The organism is Vibrio sp. HENC-03 (genome assembly GCF_000305755.2).
In the GTDB taxonomy this organism is placed as follows: Bacteria; Pseudomonadota; Gammaproteobacteria; order Enterobacterales; family Vibrionaceae; genus Vibrio; species Vibrio owensii.
Map to the genome: position 1 here is coordinate 665194 of NZ_JH976064.1, position 23974 is coordinate 689167.

Annotated in this window: 12 protein-coding genes; 2 read left to right on the forward strand and 10 right to left on the reverse strand. The window is 45.5% G+C overall.

What is annotated here, in order from left to right:
* Nucleotides 1–10: 10 nt before the first annotated feature.
* The 9 genes from VCHENC03_RS20350 to pstS form a co-directional block, all read right to left on the reverse strand.
* Nucleotides 11–502 carry a DM13 domain-containing protein gene (locus VCHENC03_RS20350; protein ID WP_009704910.1) on the reverse strand — a complete coding sequence of 164 codons (492 nt, stop codon included), beginning with the start codon at nt 500–502 and terminating at the stop codon, nt 11–13.
* 363 nt (nt 503–865) lie between these two features.
* Complete coding sequence (locus tag VCHENC03_RS20345) at nt 866–1783, reverse strand: OmpA family protein (protein ID WP_009704911.1); 918 nt, start codon at nt 1781–1783, stop codon at nt 866–868.
* A gap of 29 nt (nt 1784–1812) precedes the next feature.
* On the reverse strand, nt 1813–5328 hold the full coding sequence (locus tag VCHENC03_RS20340; RefSeq protein ID WP_009704912.1) for a hypothetical protein: 3516 nt from the start codon (nt 5326–5328) through the stop codon (nt 1813–1815).
* 30 nt (nt 5329–5358) lie between these two features.
* Nucleotides 5359–15831: a DUF11 domain-containing protein gene (locus VCHENC03_RS20335; protein WP_050554365.1), complete on the reverse strand. Its 10473-nt coding sequence runs from the start codon at nt 15829–15831 to the stop codon at nt 5359–5361.
* 441 nt (nt 15832–16272) lie between these two features.
* Nucleotides 16273–16998, reverse strand: a complete 726-nt coding sequence (locus VCHENC03_RS20330) for an SDR family NAD(P)-dependent oxidoreductase (RefSeq protein ID WP_009704914.1) — start codon at nt 16996–16998, stop codon at nt 16273–16275.
* A 125-nt stretch (nt 16999–17123) separates the two neighbouring features.
* Nucleotides 17124–17984 carry a phosphate ABC transporter ATP-binding protein PstB gene (gene pstB / locus VCHENC03_RS20325; RefSeq protein WP_198158275.1) on the reverse strand — a complete coding sequence of 287 codons (861 nt, stop codon included), beginning with the start codon at nt 17982–17984 and terminating at the stop codon, nt 17124–17126.
* A complete protein-coding gene (pstA, locus tag VCHENC03_RS20320; protein ID WP_009704916.1) occupies nt 17981–18817 on the reverse strand; it encodes a phosphate ABC transporter permease PstA in 837 nt (278 codons plus the stop codon). The genes pstB and pstA overlap by 4 nt, the downstream gene beginning before the upstream one ends.
* Complete coding sequence (pstC, locus tag VCHENC03_RS20315; RefSeq protein ID WP_009704917.1) at nt 18814–19743, reverse strand: phosphate ABC transporter permease subunit PstC; 930 nt, start codon at nt 19741–19743, stop codon at nt 18814–18816. The genes pstA and pstC overlap by 4 nt, the downstream gene beginning before the upstream one ends.
* A 51-nt stretch (nt 19744–19794) precedes the next feature.
* Nucleotides 19795–20829, reverse strand: coding sequence for a phosphate ABC transporter substrate-binding protein PstS (gene pstS / locus VCHENC03_RS20310; protein WP_032802258.1), 1035 nt, complete (start codon nt 20827–20829; stop codon nt 19795–19797).
* A 370-nt stretch (nt 20830–21199) separates the two neighbouring features.
* Here pstS and VCHENC03_RS20305 point away from each other — a divergent pair, with 370 nt between their 5' ends.
* Nucleotides 21200–22594, forward strand: coding sequence for a sensor histidine kinase (locus VCHENC03_RS20305; protein ID WP_009704919.1), 1395 nt, complete (start codon nt 21200–21202; stop codon nt 22592–22594).
* Nucleotides 22591–23220, forward strand: coding sequence for a response regulator (locus tag VCHENC03_RS20300; RefSeq protein ID WP_005441035.1), 630 nt, complete (start codon nt 22591–22593; stop codon nt 23218–23220). Before VCHENC03_RS20305 ends, VCHENC03_RS20300 begins: the two co-directional genes overlap by 4 nt.
* A gap of 90 nt (nt 23221–23310) precedes the next feature.
* On the opposite strand, the gene VCHENC03_RS20295 is transcribed toward VCHENC03_RS20300, so the two are convergent.
* On the reverse strand, nt 23311–23871 hold the full coding sequence (locus tag VCHENC03_RS20295) for a sugar O-acetyltransferase (RefSeq protein ID WP_009704920.1): 561 nt from the start codon (nt 23869–23871) through the stop codon (nt 23311–23313).
* Between the last annotated feature and the right edge of the window lie 103 nt (nt 23872–23974).

Below are 23974 nucleotides of genomic sequence, written 5' to 3' on the forward strand. Positions count from 1 at the left end.
TTTTTGGCTGTCAGTTCTGGTTCAGATTTGCGACAGATTCAAGCTGCGCAGAGGTAATAAATTCACCAAATGTTTCACACCAAATAATAACGGTCGTGTAGTTGTCTAAAGGCAGATCTTGAGGAAGAGTGACCATAAAACGGTCAAATGTTTTCACGTCACCCACATTAATCATTTGCGGCTTCAATCGATTGAAATCAGCTTCTGTTTCAACGAATGTTGGAGAGAGGTAAACTTTATAATCGGGGCCAGGAGCTAACTCACCTTGGAACGCAATGGTGTCCTCAGTTAACCAGATCTCCCCTTCTCCCCAGTGCAGGAAATCACTGTCAGTTCGGTTGCGATCAAAAGAACCTTGATACAGCACACCTTCAGTGGAATTAGAGATGACGGAAACATCTGGGGAATCCGGTTGAATAAGAATAGGTAGAGCGTAAATCCCCGCAGCAAAACCAGCCAAAACACATAAAGTGTGGCTTACAAGCAACAAAATCCATTTCATAGTTATATACCTAGCTTTAGCTAAAACGACGTCACTAATAAAGTTAGTCTATAAATCTCGCTAAATCAGGGTATTACCCATAACTCAGAAAATTCCTATATGTTTTTCAGGTCAATATCACAATTCTCGTTATCATATTGAGATTCTCGATACTTAAATCGAATAATTGTTATTCAGATAAGTGCAACTCATGGAAATACAAATGAAAATAATTTGTGCTAAGGGCAAAGCGGTTTTATTTCATCTAGCGTGTATTTGCCAGCGTTTGAGAAATAGGAGAGGAGGAGGAAATAGAGTGGAAATACGGGATAAAGGTAAAAAAGCCAGCCTTTATTGATTCAATCCTAGGCTGGCTTTTTTTAATTATTGTTTAGGTTGGATAGTTGGCTGCTCTATCGAACCTTCTTTGAATACGATGAAGGCTCGGCGGTTAAGGGCATTGGCTTCTTTCGAGCGCTCATTGATAACCGGTTGTAGCTCACCAAACGATTTCACTTCCCATAAGAATTGCGATGGGTCGATCTTGGTTTTCAGATACTTCACCACTTCAGATGCTCGGCGCTGTGCCAACTTCTCGTTGTACGACAGCGAACCAATTTGGTCAGTATGGCCTGCGACAAGAATACTACCTTGCAAACCTTGTAACTTATCAGTGAAGCTGTCTAATTTGGCTAAGTCTTCCGGCTTCAGTTCAGACTTGTCGAAATCGAAGTGCGGTGTCATCGCCATGTAGATTTTGCGATCCGGTTTTGGTGGCTCACAAAATGGCATTTCTTCATATTTTTGCGCTTCTTCGAACACCACAAAAGCACGGCGGTTTTCAGCACGATCTTCATCGGTTTTACCTAGCGCTAGTGGCTGCGTTTCACCAAAATACTTCACTTCCCAGTCATAATGGTCTGGGTCGAGTTTTTCTTTCAGGAAGCTTTCCACTGATTGAGCACGGCGCAGTGACAAGGCTTCGTTGTATTCCAGTGAGCCTTTGTAATCAGTATGGCCGACAATGGTAATTCGACCGCTCAAGCCTTCGATTTCATGCACGAAGGCATTCAAACTCGTCGCATCCACGTCTCGAATGTTGTACTTATCAAAAGCAAAGTGCTCTGCCACAGCAATGTGAATTTCTCGCTCTGGCGCTAAACATTCGCTGATTAAGAATTTCGATACGTCCAAGTCGGTAAACTTGTCTCGGTTCTCTTGGCTTACGTAAGTATCAGTGGCGCAACCAGCGACAAGCAGCGTGACCACTACCCCACCAAGAAGACGAAGGGTTGTTTTCATAAATTCCTCTCACTCATTCACGGATGGGGTTATAACTTACCAACCAAGTTGATGAATACGCCTTGTGCGTCGTAGTCATCATCGTTGGTTAAGTCGCTATCAAAGGCAGAGAAGTTGTAACCAATACCGACTTTGAAGTTGTTGCCGATGTGCTTGTTCACTGACACCAAGGCACCATGTTCTAACTCATCATTTAAGGTGTCCGTTTTCCAGTGGTATTCACCGGTGACATCCCACTCTTTCATCACTCGGTAAGAGGCGCTTAAGCCATACAGATCAATGTCACTTTTGACGATTTCGTTCTTACCGGATTCACGCGCAAAGACTTCTTCTTTGTCTTTATGTGCGTATTTCGCGCCGACATCCCAGTTTTCATCAATGCTGTAAATCGCTTCAACTTCGATGATTTGGCTGCTTTCATCTTGGTAATCCACGTCACGGTCTAGTTGGTCATAATCCGCAATGTAGGTATAACGGCTCAATAAGTTCAGACGATCGTTGTAGATTGGACGGTATGCTAAGCCACCTGTTGCCTCGACAAAGCGCGCCATGGTCTCACCTGTAGTTTGACTCTCAGTAATCGAGTAGTTGTACTTACCAAACAAGGTGTGCTCTTCCGTTAAGCGATGCGTGTAACTGTTGGTCGTCACGATCTGCTCCAGCTCTCGCTGTGCGACATCGGGATCGTCTTCGTTCTTGTCGACACGGTATTCCAGTTTGTGGCTCAAGTTGATGTCATCCAAATCGATTGATGCATTCAAGCTGACAGATTGTCGCTCAGTGATTTGGTTTTCATCGTCTTCGATTTCACCTTTTTGATAACCAATGCCCATTTCGACATCGTCTGTCACGTCGTAACCAAATCCGTAGGAGTCGATACGACCGTGGCCATCGTTTTCATCGACAAACTGGTTCTCTTGGTAGAAATCCACGCTTGAAGTCAGGTCAGCACGTTGGCCGACAATCACGTTGTTTTCACCTTCGTAGTTGTCATCCACGTAAGTGACATAGGTAGAGTGGTCGTCAGAGACATCATACGTCACCGTCGCTTCGGCAATTTCGCCACGATCACCAGTGGTGTACTCACCGCCCAGTGATAAGTCTTCCAACACGCGGAACTCAGCACCAACAGAAACACTGTCGTTATCGTCGTAGTCGTCCGATTGGTTCATGGTGGTTTGGCCTTTGACATACACGCTGTTGTCGCTGTCCCACATGTAATCCAAACGTAAACCCGCCAAGGTTGCGTTACTTTGCTCATCGGCTTGGTTGAGCTCATCCACCTGTTGGCCTGCTGCCGATAGCTTGATGTGCTGAGTCAGTTTGAATTGGGTTTCTAGCTCAATGGTCTCAGAATCGGTTTTCAGATTGCCATCCATATCACGCTCTTCGTTGGCAGAAAAACGCGATAACACAGCAATACGGTCAGTGGCTTGCAGACGCAATTCCGCCCCATACGCTTCTTGCTCAAGGTCGTCGCTGCTACTTGCATAGCTGTAACCGGCGTCTTTGTCTTTGTACCAAAGTTTGACGTCGTTACCGACCGCACCGAAGATGCTCGGCGCCAAGTCATATAAGTTCGCAACTGCTGTCACTTGAATGCTGTCACCTTCGCGGTCTTCTAGACTGTCACCAATCGGCGTAAAGGTTAAACCACCATCGTACGAGACAAAGTTCGACTCAGTTTGTCGACCTTCACTGTGAGCGAATTCCGCTTTAATGAACGTTCCTTCCGTTGCGCGAAGCGTTAAATCAGAGCTGTAAACTTGGTAGTTTTGGTTGTCTTTCTCTTCCGTCGCGTAGGTGACGCCAAGGCCGATGTAGTCATTCACCCAGCCTTTCACACGGCCGCCGTAAGACATCGCATCCAGTGAGTCAGAGCCTTGTGGTACGTATTCGTAGTCCACAACCAGATAGTTTTCGTAATCGTCGTTACCTTCAATTACGCTGCCGAAGCTGTCAGACATGATGTTGTCTAGCGGCTTAGTCAGGATAATTCGGCCTTGGTATGGGTCGAATTCATAGTCACGCCCCGGCTCTAGTGGCACTTCATTTTGCGTTAAGCCGCTTTCATCTACGACCCTAACGTAAACCTTGTCACTGCCTGGTACTGCTTCGCCGTGACGCAAGAAGTAAAGCGAGCCGCCAGTGCCAAGAAATTCATCGTGTGCATACAGAGAATCTGCTTCTGCTGCAAAACCAACGATGTTCAATCGGTCTTCACCGTACTGAGTGGTATCGCGAGTGCGGTAGTCCGCTTTAAAGCCATATAAGCTACGGTTGTAATCGCTGGTTTCTGTGCCTGTGACGCCCGTGTTGTAGTTACCCCACAAGTACTGCGACTTGTCGTATTCTACGTTTAGGTAGACTTTGCCTTTGGTATTGACCACTTTCTCGATGTTTGAGCTGTCGCCATAGTTGCTGTAGTACAACTCGTCATCGTCTTCCAGAATGTCAAACACGTCTGAATCTTCCGATGCAAACGGATGCTTAAACATGTCTTTGAGTTCACTTTCTTTGGTATCAAAGTGGGTAGTAATACGCAGCTTGTCACCAAACTTACCTTGGCCAAAGTACGCCAAACGACCTTGGTTATAGATGTCATTTTGGTATTGATCATCGACGCCAAGCGCTGCACTGTTGCCTGATACGTTGTTCTTACCGATGTACAAATCCGCCAAACCAGTTTGTGCATAGTAAGTGTCTGGGATACGCACGTAGAGTTGGTAACGGCGCTCATCGCCATTATCAAACACGACTTTGGTTGGAAATACATACGCGTCGGTAGGTAGGTACTGCTCTGCGTACAAGTTGCCATCTTCAACGTCGAATTCGTCTTCGCCAATGATGACTTTATCAACGCCTTTGAGGCCGGTACCAATAAACTTCGCTAGACCTGCGTCGGTCGGAATGTTGTGACGCATCAACTTAGCTTGGCCATAGCTGCGGCCTTTGCCTTCTTCGTCTTCGTTGTCGTTTCGGTCGATGTCCACTTCTGCATCCGGACGAACGAGATCCGTCACACCCACCGTAGTGACATCCATATTGCCGTCTTTGTCCCATGCTTTTAGTCGGAACAACAGCTGGCCACCAACATCAAACTGGTAGTCTACATCTGTGGCACCGTCCCAGTTGATGTCAAAATCGTTGGCCAACTTATCACCTTCTAGAACAGCAATCGGCTCGGACAAACCAAAGTCGCCCACACGATAAACTTCAAGTTGGTATTTTTTGATGTAGTAGCTGTAATTAGTGGTAATAGTGAAACCAACGCTATCGCGCAGCGTACCCTCTTCCACTTCTAGCTCATCACTGACGCTCACATCCAGCACAGGGTCAAATCGCGTGATATCACGACTCGCCCAAATTGCGCCTTGGTCTAAATAAATACGCGATGCGTCGTCTTCTTGTTTTGGTGTTTCGACCGCGATATCAGTGGTCTCTGACTCGAGTTTTTCTAACTTGCTGGTATCGGCTGCCATGCCCATCATCGGCATGGCAGAAATAATACAGGTAGCTAAACGAGACTTGCTAAATACTTTCATACAAATTCCAGATACTGCTCCAATGACTCACTACTCTTGCTCGGTGTCTTTCGCTTTGCGATGAACACTGAAGTTAAACTTCGTGAGCTTATTCGGGGTAATTCGCAACACTTTCGGGTTTTCGCTCACCACTTCCATCGAAGTCGGTAACGAGTCAGTGTCTAACTTCACTAGGAAGTTTTTCCCTTTCTTATTCAGCACCCATTGGTCGGGCACGTGGTAGCGTCCGTACTGGTCTGTATGAATGACGATGCCTTCCACCGTCATCAGCTTGACACCAGGTATCCCGTCTTCATAAACCCCTTTGTTCTCAATCACGATTTCCCACAAATAGGCATCGCCATGTCGATAGAGGTTTCTTGTGACGTTAAGATTCTCTGCACTTAGGCCGTTCTTTTTGTCTGATTCATGAGCAAACTTGATTTGGCCTTGCGCATCAAATTCGATGCGTGAGCCACCGTCCGATGTGACGGTAAAATCAAAGCTGTCACGAGTACGTGTTTTGAATTGAATCGCGACAGATTTTGTTTCAGAGATGGTGCGGTTTATCGAGTGGCCCCAAAGATCACCCAATTCAACACCTTCTTGCACGGCTGAAATCACGTGACCATTGTCTTGCTCATCCTCAACCGACAGCTCTTTCCCATCGCGGACGACGATTGTAGAGCCTGCGATGTAGTCCTGTGTAGGCAAGTTGGCAATCAATTCCACATCAAATGCCGTCGCGTCTGCTTGGAAACCGTCTTTGTTGTGGTCTTCAAACACCTTACCGATGATGGATGAGGTATCGAATACCTTGTCCGGCTCTACGGTTACTTTGGCACTGTCTTCGTTCGACACCGCAAGGCCATCGACTTTCGATACCGCGGTGTTGATGTAGTCACCAAACGTTGCGCCAACGGAAACTCGCAGTAGATAACGAATACGTAGCTTCTCGCCCGGGTCGAAGTTCAATGATGTAAACAGCAGCTTGCCAGTGTCTGATGGTTCGATCGTCAACACTCGGTCGTCTTCATTACCAAACTCACCATCTGGGCCACTCAACACCACTTCCGATGTATCAAGTATGTACTTGAAGCCGCCAGGGTAACGGTCTTCTACGGTGACGTTTTTGAAGTACGATTCGTTGTTGTTTTCTACAATGACTTCGTATTCCACGGCATCGCCCACTTGCGCGGTGTCTTGCAGCGCCGCTTTCGTTAGCAGAAGTTCACCACTGTTATCTGGGATCTTCTTGATGTGCGTGGTCACGCTGTCACTGGTTTGTGTACCGTCGGTTTCTGTCGCGGTAAAAGTGTTAGTGATGTCGTCATCCAAACCTTTACCTAGCGTGCCCACAACTTCAAAGGCAAACGCATTACGTTTTTTCGACTTAAGGTTGACCGTTAAGTCCAAATCTTCACTTGCCGGGAAGGTGTGGCGATCAATCACGCTGCCGCTGTCGTCTACTTCGACACCTTCAATGGTCCAGTCGGTGAAGACCTTGTTGCCCGCTTCATTTTGCAACTCACTGATTTCATCGGTTAGACGAACATTAGCTGCGTTACCATCACCTTGGTTCGTCACCGCTAAGTAGTAAATCACGGAATCATCATCCGGTGTGTATTCCGGCTTATCAGAACGCTTCTCAACCACAAGCTCAGCAGGAACAGGCGGTAAATCCAACGCTGCGACTTGATCTGCAGAACCCTGCACTGAAGTTGGCGAAGGCATCATGCCTTTTGAGCGCGCCATTGCAGCCGGATTCCACGTCAGATCTAAGTAGTAACCGAGCACATCAATGTTGGTCAGCATGTCTTCATTGACGGTCAACGTGAAGGTGTAATCAATCTTACCGCCCGGTGCGATATCAACGATGGTGAACAGATCTTTATCGTCTTCATAATCGCCCGGCTGAGTTTCAGCACCCTGCCAATCGGCCGTTAGCGTCCAATCATCAAAGGCTTTGTCACGAGAACCATCGATGTAATCACCCATGGATTCACTGAACTGGGTATAGATAGCAACGTTCTTCGCAATACCGCGTCCAATGTTTTCAATCACTAGGTGATATTCCACTTTTTCACCCGGCACGTAATGTGGTGCGTCGGTATAAAGCTCAGCTTGCACAACCGCACTCACACTGTGTACGGGCGGGCTGATCACATCACCACCATCGACTTGCGCGGTGTTTACAATGGCCCCAGTCGCTGAATCCACAACCGTGCCTTTCGCACGGAATACCACCTTACCTTTTGGTGCAATATCCACGCTGTATTCTGTTGGGCTGACTGATTCGACATGGCTGCCCATGGTTTGAGATTCAACCTCAAGCGATGTTGAGCCATCTACAAACGCAGGGCCTGTCGTACCATCGTAATAACCAACTTGGATAGAAGACATGTCATCCACCACGCTCAAATCGGTGATGTAGTTATTCGAGGTGTTCTCGATAGTGATCAAGAACTCCAACTCTTCACCAGGCTCGTATTCGGTTTGAACATTTGTTTTGGTGGCAACAAAATCGGAATCCATCGGCAGCATAATCGCCGTTGAATCTTGAGAAACACCGTTGTAAGTGACGGTTGCAGTGTTACTGATCTCACCAATCGCGGTGGTACGGATCAATGCTTTCACACGGAAGGTTACGGTACTCTCAGGCGCAATATCCATGGTTGCATTAATATCGTCGCTCAGCTCGAACGTTTTTGGTGCAACAACCGTGCGTTCATCCGATGCTTCGTACGTCACTTCCCACAACATAAACGCCGACTCTTTATTACCACTGGTGGTGTCAACATCGATGTCGCTGATGATGTCTTTCAGTTCAACACCAGAAGCAAACGCCAATGACGTGTTACTCACCGTAATGTCGTAGTTGATCAGCTTCGTCACTTCATAGGTTGGAGTGTCTACTGATTTGTCGATGGATACCGTCGCGAGGATCGGTGTACTGATTGCACTTTTTTCTGTTGTATTCCCTTCAAACGTTGTACTCGCGGTATTGGTGATGTCACCCGTCGCATTGGCTACCGTTGTCGCTTGAATGGTATAAACGATCGTATCTTCAGGAGCGATATCCAGCGTCTCTTTCAGATCTTCACCTGTTGTTGGTGCTGGAACTGGCGTTTCACCCGTAGTTGAGACCGCTGAAATCTGAATTGAACTTGGGTCAAATGCTTTTCCTGTGGTACCGCCAGCAAGCGTTGTTTCAATCGACTTCAATGTGTCTTCAATTTCAACGGCTTCCGCCCAGCCTAAGCCGTTGTTCTTAACCGTAACGGTATAAGTCAGCATATCCCCCGGAAGGTATTCAAGCTTGTCGACTTCTTTCGCCAACGTGACTTGTGCGTCTTCAGGCAAATACGTCGCTTCCGCTGTGTAATCTGTGCCATCACTGTCCACTTTAACTAGGTTAGTGATGTTGCCTTTGGCCTTGTCGTTAACGGTATTAGTCACAACGAAAGAGTAACTATCGCCAGGATGGATACTGTAAGTCGCACTGTAACCCTGATCGGTATCGATCACGTTTTTACGAGCGTTCAGCAAAGGATCGCCACTACCACCGAGTACTTCATCACTGATCACCCACTTACCCGTAAAGGCCTGTGCTTTGTCGGTACTGTTCGCCACATCGGTCATAATGGTATCGATGCGATCCACCAGCACTTGGTCGACCAAGTAACCTTCACCGACGTTAGTTAACGTGATTTTGTACGCAACAGGCTGACCCGGTTGGTATTTCGCATCCGGCTCCGCAATCGGTGTCGTCTCTTTGGTCAGTTCCAATTGCCCTGGTTTTGGCGTGATGTAACCTTGTGTTAGCTTCGCTCGTTTACTACCCAGACCATAAAGAAGGAAAGCGGTATTGGTAAAACGACCTACGGCATCATCACGAACTTTACCTTGGATGTGGATACGAATAACGGTGTATTTATCACCACCACCAGTACCTGCATCATCGCGTCCTGCCATTTTTATTGAGCCCGCTGGAATATTGATATCCGGATTGGTTACACCAACGAGTTTATCTAGCTCAGAAAAATCATTTGCCGCTGGATCTGAAGGTGCAGAGTCAAACAACACTTCATAATCCAGAGTCCATTCTTCTAGAGCGGGCTTCATAGAGCCATCAACTGTTTCAACTTCAAAACTGTTAATGTCATCCAGCAGACCAAAAAAGCCGGTACTTACATCGTCATTGGTAATATCGATATAGTAGTTAACTGTGCCCCCCGGTACATATTGAGGAGTATCAGTCCATTTATCGATTAAGTACTGAGATCGGCCAGCTTCCAGAACAATATCATTCGTGTTATCGCCATTGACTTGTGCCGTATTGGTTATTGAGCCTGTCGCAGAAGCAGCTACCGTCCCTTTCACATCAAACACGATGTGTTCACCTGGGCGAAGGTCTACCGTTGCATTCAATGGTACGTTGCCGTTGTAGTTACCTTGAACGTCGTAGGTTCCCGCTGGCTCAACCGCGATCGACGTTGACCACTGCGAAAATGCAGCAGTGCCATCTGAAGTATCAATATTGTTGATCGCATCGATAACACGAACGTCATTAGCAATACTGTCGCCCGTGTTTTCAAGGGTGACTTGATACTCCACATCACCGCGAGGTGCATAAGTACAGCCACTGCCATCACTAGAAGGAACCGAACAACTCGCGGAATCGCCATCGGTGTACTCTAGCGTCTTGAAGTAGTTGATTTCTGAAGGCTTAGGTGGAATAGTTTCCGACGAAGCCGACTTACCATCTGCGGTCACTCGGTTCGCTTCAATCTCACCCAATGCGTTGTCTCTCACTGTACCTGTCAGGTTAAAGGTCAACGCTTCGCCAGCTGCAATATCCACTTCGATATCGAGATTACCGGCTACGCTGTAACCCGGAACATAGGTATCAATGTTCGCGTCGATACCATTACTCACCGTATGACTGATATCACCAGAGGCATACGCCGGTTTGGTTGTTCCGCCAATAACTTCAACACCAATATCGGTCACCGTATCTTGAATACGCACATCGTTCGCCCACCCATTTTCTGGGTTAGTAACCACGAACTCGTACTCCACTTCATCACCAGGGATGTAAGTATCTCCTGAGGTGAAAGGCGTCCCATTAATAGACACGACGCGTTTTTCCACATTGATATTGTTAGCCAAAGGCAGCAACGTGGCCGTGCGGTTTTTGCCATCGTAGTTCGCGGTGTTTTTAATATCACCCAACGCATCTTCACGGATGGTGCCATGGACGGTGAACGTCAATGATTCCTGAGGTGCGATAACAATGTCATTGTCGATATCAATACGAGAACCATCGACAAAACCAACTGCCTCGGTAATCGAGTCTAGTGCTGCATCTTTAGCCAAACTCACTTCCCAGCCAGCCATAAAAGGTTCACCAACTGGATCGCCGCCCGCCGTCGAATTATCTTCCGCAATACGGGTTTGAATCGCAGAGATGGTGTCTTTTAGATGAGAGCCATACTCGGTGCCATAGCCGTTGTTTTTCAGCAGAATACGGTAGTAAACCTCACTCTCACCCGATGCTTGCGAGTAAGTAGTTTTCTCCGTGCTGAATCCTGCATCAGAGAAGGCTTTCTTATTGAAGCTGATTTCCGGATCGGCCATTGACGCTATTGGTGATACAGCAATTAGCTTGTTGCCATTGCCTTCATCGATATAAGCTCGGTTAGTGAATGAACCAACCGCTTTTGGACTGATCTTTGCACGAATGACATATCGCACATAAGAATCCGATAAGAAGCCACTAAAACCTTTCGCTGCAATGTCGAAATGCGTGTTGATAGGCTGATTATCTCTAATAGAACTATCGACATCCGGATCGCTGATACCTGAACTGTCTGAAAAGGTGTCGATGGTCCAGCTTTCGAATGCAGGTCCACTAGTTCCGTCATAATAATCGGTGGTAATCGTATCTAGATCATCTCTCAAGCTCATATCATCAACGTGCGCGTTGGAAATATTGCCAATCAGAATCTCATATTCTATATAACCACCTGGCATGTAATCTGACGCACCTAGCATCTCGTTACCATCAACATCGTAGAAAGCTAGAATATTTTTTTGATATTCAATCTTTCGGGATTCCTGCTGGATGTCGTGTGAGATGGTATCGCCATCAACCTTCAATAGATTGACAATATTGCCATTGGCATTTTCGTTAACATTAGCAATGACTCGATACTCAACAGAAGCCCCCATTGGAATATCTGCAGTGACATTTAACCCAGCGCTCTCCGAGCTATTTGTCGTATACACATTGCCCTGACCATTACCAGCATCTACGTATTCAGCATTCGCCCCCGACGCACTAGAAGTTAATGTCCAATCAGTAAAAGCCTTACCAGAAGTACCATCGACCAATTGAGTTTCAATAGAAGAAATGTCATCCAAGATAGGGATATCATTTGCATTTGCTTTTCCATCATTCTCAATGATCAGGCGATAGGTAATGGTTTTACCCGGCTCGTAAACCGTTTCATCAGTGATTTTGTCAAAATTCAGGTGATAATCATTCGGAATGACAATGGTGTCACGATAGCTGATATTACCCACCGCATCTGGACGAATCATCCCTTTCACGGTGTACGTAACATCTTCTCCTTCATCGATATCAATCGTAGTCACGATGTCATTATTGTCAGCGACCGTACCGTCTTTAGTACCATCTGTCGTGCCCGCATTCGCAGGATCACTTTTCTCTACGCTTACGCTGAACTGATTGGTCTTTGTCGTAGGATCATAGAATGGGTTGCCCGCAGAACCATCTTGCAGCTCAACCGAAATACCATTAATCAATTCATTAACATCAACGTTATTGCGGTAGCCTTTGCCATCTTGTGACGTGTATTTGAAGGTGTAGATCAGCTCATCACCTGGAGAGTATCGGTTGATGTTGGTCGTACGAATTACTTCACCATTGTTATAAACCTGATGGTTTTCAGCCACAGCACGTTTTAAGTACTCACATGAAGTAGTACAACCTGCGTCATCTTTGTGAATCAACAATGCCTCGTTGCGGATCAAATATTGTTCACCCGCTTCGACCCCGTTAGAAACCGCGTTGTCTTTGACCAGCGCTTTGATTTTAACGGTAATAAAATCGTTCGCAGGAATGTTCAGCGGGATCTCAACATCGTCGGTATTAGGCTTACTGTAGGCACCGCCATCCACTGAATACGACCAATGTTCAAATGGATTTTGCTCGAGCAAATCTTCCACTTCTCCATCTTTGTCGTTTGCTAATGTTGTCGTTATCTCACTCAAGCGGTCAATTAATATCAGCTCAGATTCTGGCTCATCAGCATTATTTGCTACGACAATCGTGTAAACCAGCTCTTCTCCCGGCGTATAGCGCACAACACTCGTTGTTTTTGTCAGAGAGACGTTTACATCATATACACTGTCTCTATTATCGATTTGGGCCGACGAACTGTGGTCGCGATCTGTAAGTGGATCATATACATCTACTCGGTTAGAAACTTGTTCATGAGGATAATCACTCTTCACTAACCCAGTGATTTCGTAATGAACCCAACCTCCTGGAGTAATATCGACGTCAGTATCGATATTTTCGTTATTTGATACATCGCCGTAGCGCGAGCCAGGTTCGTCAGTGTTTGTCGAACCAGTTACGGACCAATTGGAGAAGAAATTCAACGCTTCAATATCATCTTTTACTGTTGCGTCATTAGCATAACCAGCACCACGGTTATACACATAGATATCAAATGTGGCCGTTTCACCAACGACAAAATCAGTGTTTTGAGCTGTTTTCGCGACAACAAGGTTTGGTTCGTTCGGGTGCGTCGTTACTGAATCTGACAAGTTGATGTTGTCTTCCGCTTCAGTCGATTTGACGGTTGCCGTATTTGAGAAATGTCCCCATAGGATTTCAGTGTCTACGCTGCGATCAAGGGTACCAACGATTGTATATGTGATGGTTACACCCGGTGGGATTTGAGCGATAACATCAAGGTCGTTGTTATCAGAAAAGTCTCCTGCGTCAGCGGCTACTTTTAACCAAGGCGAATCCGCCTCAATGTCTGCAGAAATAGTCCAAGAGGTGAAGACTTTCTTCATCGCACCAGCTGGCTCTAAGAGCTCTGCCTCTATGGTGCTGATGTCGTCTTTAATTTCGATATTGGAAGCAAAACCATTACCTTCAGGGTTAGTTACGCTGATGGTGTAAGTCACTTCATTGGTCGTATTGGTGTACCAGTTTTGTTCATCATTACCATCAACGCGCTTATCCAGCACTAAGTAGTAATCACGAGGGTATGAGCCTCGGTCAGAATAGAGCTTACCGTCCACTTCTACTTGGTTTCGGATCTCCCCATCAGCGATTGGGTTCACTACTGCAGAAATGGAATAGATGATCGTTTCTCGCGGAGCGAGCATCGCATCCACATCGAGAATGTTATCGTTGGTCTGGTTGCCCTCAATCGGGTCGACAAATCCAGGCTTGCTAATAGTCGAAGGGGAGCCATCCTCCGAATAAGCTTGAGCAGTAACGACCCAACTGACATAAGCGTTAACATTAGTTCCGTTGATTGATGTAGTAGAGACCGATGCAAGATCATCAAATACCGGCACATCAATAGCGTACCCATCACCACTATTCTCGACTGTAATGGTGTAGTTCAACGTACCACCAGCAGAGTAATAACGTGAATCCACCTCTTTTTGAACTTTTAAGTTGGCGTTTGGCATTTGTACACCAGAGCCACTCTCTATGAGGTTATCACCCAGACACAAACCTGCATCAGCTTCATCATCAACAATCTGACCTACACTGTCGTCCGCAACTCTTGCCGTCAATTTGTAACGAACATAACCTTCCGGAGCCAAATCGACTTTTAGGTTAATATCGTTGGTGGTCCAAGCGCCATAGTTAAAAGAGCCGTAGTTAGAGCCTTCACCACGACTATCCGCAACTTCAAGTTTCCATTCAGAAAAAGCAGAACCAGACGAGCCATCGACTTGCTCAGTGACGTTACATGCAAACTTATCTAACACGATGACATCATTGGCAAAGTATTTCGAATCCGCGTTCGAGATTTCGATGTCGTAAACCACTTCATTCTCACCAGAAACACCGGGCACATACGTCGTGTCTTGGGTTCGCTTGTTTCGTTTAATTTGGCTCGATGATGAATCGAGAACATCTTCCGTGTTTAGCGTATTTGCAAGCACGCCAGCTGAATCAGCGCCGCCTTCATCGTTAAGAACTTTCGCCTCCAACTGAGGGATCTTACCGATAGAAACGGGACTTGCATGCACCACAATGGAATAAACGATCTCTTCACCTGGGTAGATAGACACTTTATCGTCGAGTGATTTGTCGGTTTGCTTGCCCGATGCCTGTAACTCAGAAAGGCTGTTCGAGCCAATCGATACCACTTCATTGGTCCAAGTCGAGTACGGGTTACCCGTTGTGTCGTCGGCATTTTTGTCGTTACTGATGTCGTTGCCTAGATCCGACTTCAACGAGTCCATCAACTGCTGAACAGTGTAGTTGTGAGCGATACCTGCACCTGAAGCGTTACGCACTGTGATGGTGTATGAGAAATCTTCGCTAACGAGATAATCATCCGTTTTGTTTAACGAGTGCGAGAGTGTGACATCAGCGTCTTTTGGCGGCGTTGTGATGCCACCAGCAGATTGGTTGTCGTCACGTGTTTTTGCTTCAGCGCTGTCATTGATGATGTCGCCGACCAACGTTGAATCGATTTGACCTCGAATGGTATAGGTGACCGAACCACCAACTGCGATAGATACATCCTTCGCATCCAGGTTGCCGCTTGTTGAGAACGTCCCCGCATTACTCCCTGAGCCTGAAGTAGAAGAACTGTTTGAGACAGACGTAAAGGCTGGAATCATTGCACCATTGATGTCTTCGGCCTCAATATCTGCTACAAGGTCGGTAACCGTCATCCCTTGGATTTTTGCAGAGCCTGTATTTGATACTTTTAGGGTGTAAACCAGAGCCTGCCCAGCGCCATATTTATCAACCGACGCAGAAAGATCGATGCTGTGTTCATACACCACTCTCTGGTGGGTAGTAGTGTTTGAGTCTTCTCGCGAAAGCGCACCAGAGCGAACATTGGCAACGTTGTTAATATCACCCGCCGCCTGCTCAGAAACGGTTGCTTTGATGGTGTAGGACACCGTGCCGTTGTTTCGAATGTTTACGTTGGTCGCGGTGAGGTTTCCATTTCTGTCGTAATCACCAGCAGAAGATAGAAAAGAAGCGGACGCGGAGATCTCTGCGCTTACAAACGCATTCACTGAACCGCCGGAATCACCGGAAGTCATGATGTTCATGATCTCATCATTGACCTCTAACCCAGAAAGTGTGGAACCAGAGGTGTTGGTTAAGGTCAACGTGTATTCAATCTGGTTGCCGTTATCGTATTGACCACTTACTGGTGACAACTGGACATTAAGCCCAGCTATATCCGCTTTCGCTGGCATAGCAATCAATACCATTAGGAACGACAAAAACGCACCACCTAGGGTGCGAATCAAACGACTAAAATCTTTCGACATGCTTACTTCTACTACCCAAATCAGCTAGTTAAGGAGAATTAAGATTAATTAAGGCGAATTAATCAGCAGAAAAGTTTAGCGAAGTGAATGTGATTACAGTCGGCATCTTTCGAGCGAAGAGTTTTTTAAATGCCTATTACGACCATGTAGAAAAACAATATGTAAGGGAGGATTTAAGGGGGGTAGCATTCAACGCATTGATATATCGCTACAACTCGCCAAATCATAACCAATGATTTAATAACTCTTTAGTTGATAAAAACTTATAAAATCGTTCAATAAACGGTCAATTTGAAATCGGAAAGGGAAATTTTTGTTGACATGAAAGACTAGGAACGCGCTATTTCAGAGCATTCCTAGTCGATAGAAATGGGACTCTTCTTAATCTAGCAAGCTGTCCTGATAAATCATTTTTTTACTCATTCCACCATCAACGACCAAGTTATGGCCATTAACGAAGTCATTCTCTGGGTGCGTTAAAAAAAGACACGCATTAACAATATCTTTGGCTTTCCCTACTCGACCTGATGGATGCTGCTGATGGTCAAAACTATCAAGCTCACCATACCCTTCAACCTGAATCCAACCAGGGCTAACCGCGTTGACGGTAATTGGCGTATCTGACAACGAAATAGCCATCGATTGTGTCATAGAGACCACACCACCTTTTGATGCGCCGTAAGCATCCCAACCAGATTCATTTTGATTCCAGCGCGTGGAGGCAATGTTGATGATTCGTCCATAAGGTTGAGCATGATTCAATGCGATAAATCGTCGGGAACAAGCAAACGCGCCTTTGAGGTTGACGTCAATCACACGTGAAAACTCCTCAAAAGTCAGCTGCTGAATGGGTTTGTTAAAGTTAGCGATCGCACCATTGTTGATGAGAATATCGACTTTGCCGTACTTTCCTTTGATCTCATCAAAAGCCTGTTCAATCTGCTCTGGTCGACCTAAATCAACGAGGTGAAAATCCATATCTGGATTCTTATTGGGCGCAATGTCTAGCACGATAACTTTTGCTTGTTGCTCAAGGTAGGCAAGAGCAAGGTGTTGACCAATACCTTGGCTACCGCCAGTAATCACGACCACTTTATCTTTATACATACAGAGTTCTTAATTATTTTTAATAACCCCAATTTTAGAGCCCAAACGCATAAAAAAATAGGCACGATTCTCGCAAGATCGTGCCTAAAGAGTGCTGAGTCAACAGCCGCTATTGTTGTTATTCGTTATCCAAAATCACCAGAGATGTATCGCTTAGTACGATCATTATCTGGGTGGTGGAAAATTTTATCGGTCGTGCCATATTCTTCTAACTTACCGAGGTACATAAAACCGGTGTAATCAGAGATACGCATCGCTTGCTGCATGTTATGCGTAACGATAACAATGGTGTATTTCTCACGCAGTTCAGTAATCAAGGTTTCAATCGCTACAGTCGCAATTGGGTCAAGCGCAGAAGTCGGTTCATCCATCAAGATTACTTCAGGCTCTAGAGCGATCGTACGTGCGATACATAAACGCTGCTGCTGACCACCAGATAGGCCATTTGCATCGGCATCCAGTTTGTCTTTCACCTCTTCCCACAAATGCGCGCGTTTTAATGCAGATTCAACACGATCTTTGATTTCTGCTTTGCTAAACGTACCTTGGATTTTAAGACCAAACGCCATGTTCTCGTAAATCGACATTGGGAATGGTGTCGGTTTTTGGAAAACCATACCGACTTTAGAGCGCAGCTCGTTCACATCGGTGTTGTTAAAGATGCTTTCGCCATCCAACAGGATTTCACCTTCTGCATACTGATGACCGTACAAATCGTAAATTCGGTTCAAGGTACGAAGAAGCGTGGATTTACCACAACCCGAAGGGCCAATCAGTGCCGTCACACGGTTTTTGTAAATCGGCATGGATACCGATTTCAATGCTGCATCTGCGCCTTTGTTGTAGTAAAAATTTAAGTTTTGAATATCCATACGATGAGTCAGATTTGCTGTCACATCGTTGGTATTAATGCTGTCTACCAAAGTGCTCATAGTAGGTCCGTTCATGTTGTTTGTAGTGACTGGGTTTAAAGTTGCCGTGTTCATGCTCTTCTCGCTTTAAATAGCTGCGGCAACGAAGTCGCCAGTACGTTAACAATCAAAATAAAGGTCGTGATAATCAGTGCGCCAGCCCATGCTAGCTCCTGCCACGATGTGTAAGGACTCATCGCAAACTGGTAAATCGTCACTGGCAAGTTTGCCATCGGTTGGCTCATGTCCATGGTCATAAAACTGCTGTTTAGCGCGGTAAACAGCAAAGGTGCCGTTTCGCCTGAGATACGTGCGATAGACAATAGAATCGCTGTAATAATACCCGGCGCTGCAGCTCGGTAGCTTAGCTGGGTAATCACGCGCCATTTAGGTGCGCCTACGCCACTGCCCGCTTCTTTCAATGTTGGTGGAACAAGACGAAGCATCTCTTCGGTTGATGCCACAATCACTGGCAATGCAAGGACTGCGAGTGCAACTGCCCCCGCCCAACCCGAGTAACCACCAGTTGGAACCACAATCAAAGCGTAAACAAACAGACCGACGAGAATCGATGGTGCGCTCATTAGCATGCCGTTAAGAAAGCGCAATGACTCAGCGATCTTGTTATCTTTATCTGCCTCTGCAAGCCAAGTACCAGCCAGAATACCAATCGGTGCTGCGATTAAAATGCCCAAACCTGTCAGCATCAAGCTACCAATTAGTGCGTTTTTCAAACCACCTTGACTGCCAGGACCTGGAGTCAGTTCAGTGAAGGTAGCCAAACTCAAGCCCTTCACACCTTCACCAACAAGCGTGTACAAAATACTGGCGAGTACAAAGACACCGAATGCGGCTGACAAAGAACAAAACGCTAAGAAACTAAAGTTCTTTAATTTTCTAGTATTCATGATGACTTCCTTAGTAAACGTCGAGCAAAGCCCATCACGAAGAAAGTGATAATAAAAAGCACGACGCCAAGCCCAATAAGTGAAGCGATATGAGTTGGGTCTGTCGCTTCATTAAATTGCTGAGCAATCGTCGATGAAATTGAGCTCGCTGGCATAAAGAATGAGAACTCAATACGACTCGCACCACCGATAACAAAAGCCACCGCCATTGTTTCGCCAAGTGCTCTCCCCAGACCTAAGATGCCAGCGCTCACCGTTGCGTTTTTTACTTTTGGGATAAGAACTTTGGTGATCACCTCAAATGGTGTCGCACCTGTTCCATACGCCGCTTCACGAAGTACATCAGGGACCGATTTAAGTGCGTCACGCGTCAATGACGTCATGATTGGCAGAATCATAAATGAAAGGATAATGCCCGCCGCTAACAAACCGATACCAATCGGTGGCCCATTAAACCAGCTACCGATCAAAGGAATATCAACTAAATGCATGCCTGCCCACATTTGGAACCCTTCAGAGAACCAAGGAACAAAAACAAACAATCCCCACATACCATAGATAATGCTTGGTACGGCAGCGAGTAGCTCAATGGCTTTACTCACTGGCTGACTTAGCCATTTAGGTGCCAGTTCAGCGAGGAACACTGCCGTACCTAATGCGATAGGTGCAGCAATAACAATAGCGATGAAAGAAGTAACAAGTGTGCCGTAAATTGCAGAGGCAGCACCAAATTGACCATTAATAGGATCCCAAATATCTCTAAATACAAAGCCAGGGCCAAATTCTTTAAAAGCAGGCCATCCGCCTTCAATTAGTGATAATAAAATACCAATTAGGGTCACAAAAATTAATAAAGCACTCGCGAAACTCAATTTATTAAAAACCGAATCACCATTTACTTTATTTTTAATAGCTAATGTAGTCATAATATTTTATTCAGTTGTCTGGAGAATATATTCCCCAGACAACTTAATGAATTATTGAATAATCGCTTGGCCGTCTGATTTCAAACCATTTTTCCAAGTTTCGTTAACCATGTTAACTACCTTGCTTGGCATTGGGATGTAATCTAGTTCTTCAGCAAGTTCACCTTGCTCATAGCTCCACTCAAAGAACTTCACGATTTCTTTTGCTTTGTTCGCATCCGATTGATCTGTGTGCATTAGGATGAACGTAGCAGCCGTCATTGGCCAAGAATCAGCACCTGGCTGGTCGTTTAGTAACAAGTGGTAACCTAGTGCATTTTCCCAATCAGCGTTAGCTGCAGCTGATTGGAAAGTGTCCATACTTGGGTTTAGGAACTTGCCTTCTTTAGACTGCATTTGGGTGTAAGCAAGGTCGTTTTGCTTAGCAAATGCGTATTCCACATAACCGATCGCACCGCGAGTACGGTTTACGAAGTTTGCGACACCTGCGTTACCGTTACCGCCAATTGTTGTTGCTTTCTTTGGCCATGTGATGTCTTTGCCAACACCAATAGACTCATGCCATTCAGGGCTTACGCGGTCTAGGTAATCAGTAAAGTTGTAAGTCGTACCAGAACCGTCCGAACGGTGCACTACGTAGATAGGTTGGTTTGGTAACTCCACGCCTTCGTTTAGCGCTGCAATCGCCGGATCATTCCAATTCTTGATGTTGCCTAGGTAGATATCAGCCAGCACTTTGCCTGTTAGCTTAACTTCACCAGCATCAATGCCAGGGATGTTTACTACAGGAACAATTGCACCCATCACCATTGGGAACTGAATCATGCCCTCTTTGTTCAACTCTTCAATAGTCAACGGCGCATCTGTCGCACCAAAGTCTACTGTGTTTGCAGTTATCTGACGGATACCGCCACCAGAGCCGATCGCTTGGTAGTTAATCTGAACGCCCGTTTCCTTTTGGTACTGCTCAGCCCACTTCGCATAAATTGGATGAGGGAATGTCGCACCAGCGCCATTGATCGTTGTTTTGGCAGCAACGCCGAATGATGCTGCAACCAGAACTGAAGACACTAGAGCTGATTTCATGAATTTCACAATATATCTCCGATATAATTTAGCGATTAAGTTGGGCTAATAAAAAAGCAACATTTAATTAGCCCAGATTAGTTTTAGTGTTCAAGTAAAACTAGGTATTGAAATAAATTCAACAATCAATCGGTGCTCACCAATCGACGGGTGCAGATTAGAAATTCAATATGACAGTTTTATTAAACATCGAAACTAAAGCGCACAATGTGAATAACAATTATCTCGGAATAATTAATTATGATAAGAAAACTTCACACAACTTTTATAAAGTAAGTGAAGATGTAAAAGGATATGTATGCAATGCACCATAATAAGATTGCAAATATTAAATATTGATGAAGGGTACGGAGTCATTTAGACTCAAACCATGGACATGTTACTCATTTTTAAGATCTACCTCTTCTATGGCTTAGCTTTCTTCGCCATCTTTTTTGCCATTCTTTTTCGAGACTTACGCAAAAGCCGGATCGCTATCGCTTCTGCTTTACCTATTCTTGCGTTATTTGGGTTCATTCACGGTTTCCACGAATGGTCAGAACTTTACTTGGTCATGTATGAGCATGAGTTCACGCTCACCAAGGGAATAGAGACTTTTAAGGTATTCAAGCTCTGGTTCTCATTTATTGCGCTTGGCGCTTTTGCATGGAAGATGCTGGATCTCACGGACTGGAAGTACATTAAAGCCATCAAATATGGTGCACTCACTGTTCTTACCTTGTTTGTTATCAGCTTAATCGTTCGGTTCGGAAGTAACGAGTATGCAATTTACATTCACAACACTGCAAACCAAGTCCGATGGATATTCGGCTTAGGCGCTGGCGCCATCTCTGGGTTAGCAATGATGAGCTACGCGAACATCCTAGAAAAAGAAGGTCATGGCGCATCACTCCCATTTAAGTTAACCGGCCTTGCTTTGATCGCTTATGGCATTGCGGCAGGTGTACTGACCTCCGATTTAGGGCTTTGGGTGCTTGGCGTCAGAATGGTTTGTGCCATTTGTATTTTATGCACCTTATGGATCGCACTGCGCGTGTTTGATGATGAAAAAAGCAAACAACTTGAAAGTAACGTTCAACTCTCTCAACAAGATGCCAAACTTAAAGAGCTTGGTGAACTGACTTCCGCGGTCGCCCATGAAATCAAAACACCGCTTTCCAGCGCAACAATGAGTTGTGATTTATTGGAGAAACATTTACCAGACAACGAGGCCAGTCATAGACACCTAGCCCGCATCCGTCACGGTTTAGAACGTGCTGCAGAGATCAGCCATGAAGTCTTGAATTACGCTCACCATAAACCAATCCAACGCGAAGTGGTTTCTTTGAAAAAGATCGTGGACCAAGCACTTTCCTTAAACCAATACCGCTTGGAGGGCTTCATTGTAAGTACTTCCCTTGATGACACGCTTAATGTCTTAGGTGATGCAGGCCAATTAGAAGAAGTGGTGACCAATATCATCGGTAACGCGATTGACGCTAGCCAAGAACACAAACAACTCTATATAGAAACATATCAAGACAAACTGGTGGCAATTCTCTCCATTTCCGACTGGGGAACAGGGATGCCACTGGACAAAATTGCCAAAGCGAAAACACCTTTCTACACCACCAAACCAAGGGGTGAAGGCACAGGTATGGGATTGGCAATCAGTAATCAAATTATCTTACAACACGGTGGCGAGCTAAACTTGAGGAACTCAAAGAAGAGTGACCACATTACTGGCTTAACAGTTGAAATCCGCTTACCAAGGAATATTGAATGACACTAAAACTCTTACTTGCAGAAGACGATGTTGAATTGCGAGAGGTCCTCATTGAGGCATTAACCTTGGAATCGTTTGAAGTGGTCGCATGTGATAACGCTGAAGACGCGCTGGATATTGCCAGCGAGCAACATTTTGACTTAGCTTTGTTTGATGTCGTGATGACCGGAATGACAGGGATTGAAGCCCTTTCAGCCCTAAGACGCCTACATCCAAACATTGGCATCATCATTACCACCGCTTTTGCCACTGTTGATGTCGCTGTCGATGCGATGAAGAAGGGGGCTGATGAATTTCTTACTAAGCCGTTCAACCTTGCTGCATTGTCTGTCACGTTAAAGCGTGTCCACGCAGAGCGATCACCAAAGTCACCGCTGGATGAAAGAAAGCATGACCAGATTTTTAGTGCGCTTTCCAACCCGATTCGTCGCTCGGTCATCAAGCAGCTCAAGATTCATCGAAAAATGAAGTTCATGGATCTCTGTCGTGTGGTTGGTATTGAAGACCACACCAAGTTCAACTTCCACCTAAAACAACTGGTCAACAGCGGTTTGGTTATTAAAGAAGATGGGCGAATTTACTCGCTTACCGAACAAGGTCAACAAGTTCACTCCAGCATGCTTTAACGCATCTTTAAAATGCATAAAAAAGCCGACTGAATGTCGGCTTCTTAATTTTAATTCGCTATCCCGTCCTGAGATAAGTGACCAATTCGATTATTTTTGTTCGATTGGTCGAATCACTTTACATGGATTTCCAGCAGCAACAACGTTTGGTGGCACATCTTTCGTAACAACGCTACCCGCACCAATCACTGAGTTTTCACCGATAGTCACACCTGGGCAAACAATCACGCCGCCGCCTAACCATACGTTGTCGCCAATAGTAATCGGCGTGCCAAACTCAACTCCTTCTTCTACCCGGCCTTTTACATCCAAAGGGTGTCCTGCAGTGTAAATCTGTACATTAGGAGCAAATAGAACATTATCTCCAATATGTACTTCCGCCACGTCTAGTACGACGCAGTTAAAGTTCGCGTAAAAGTTCTTTCCTAGTTTGATGTTTGAGCCATAATCACATCGGAAAGGCGGTTCTAAATAGGCCCCTTCAGAGTCTGGAATAAGTGCATCAATTGCATTACGCCATTCCTCTGTATCTGGAATGCTGTTGTTGATTTTCTGCAGTACTTTTCTGCATTCAATACGTGCTTGGTAAAGTTCTTTATCCCATGCATTGTATGGCTCACCAGCCAACATTTTTTCTTTTTCTGTTCTCATTGTTCACGTCATCTCACACAAAATAAAGGCGCATCAAAACACATCCCAATCTCACAAAATGTGACCTCGTTAATGGATCATTTATTTACGTAATTTACGTACG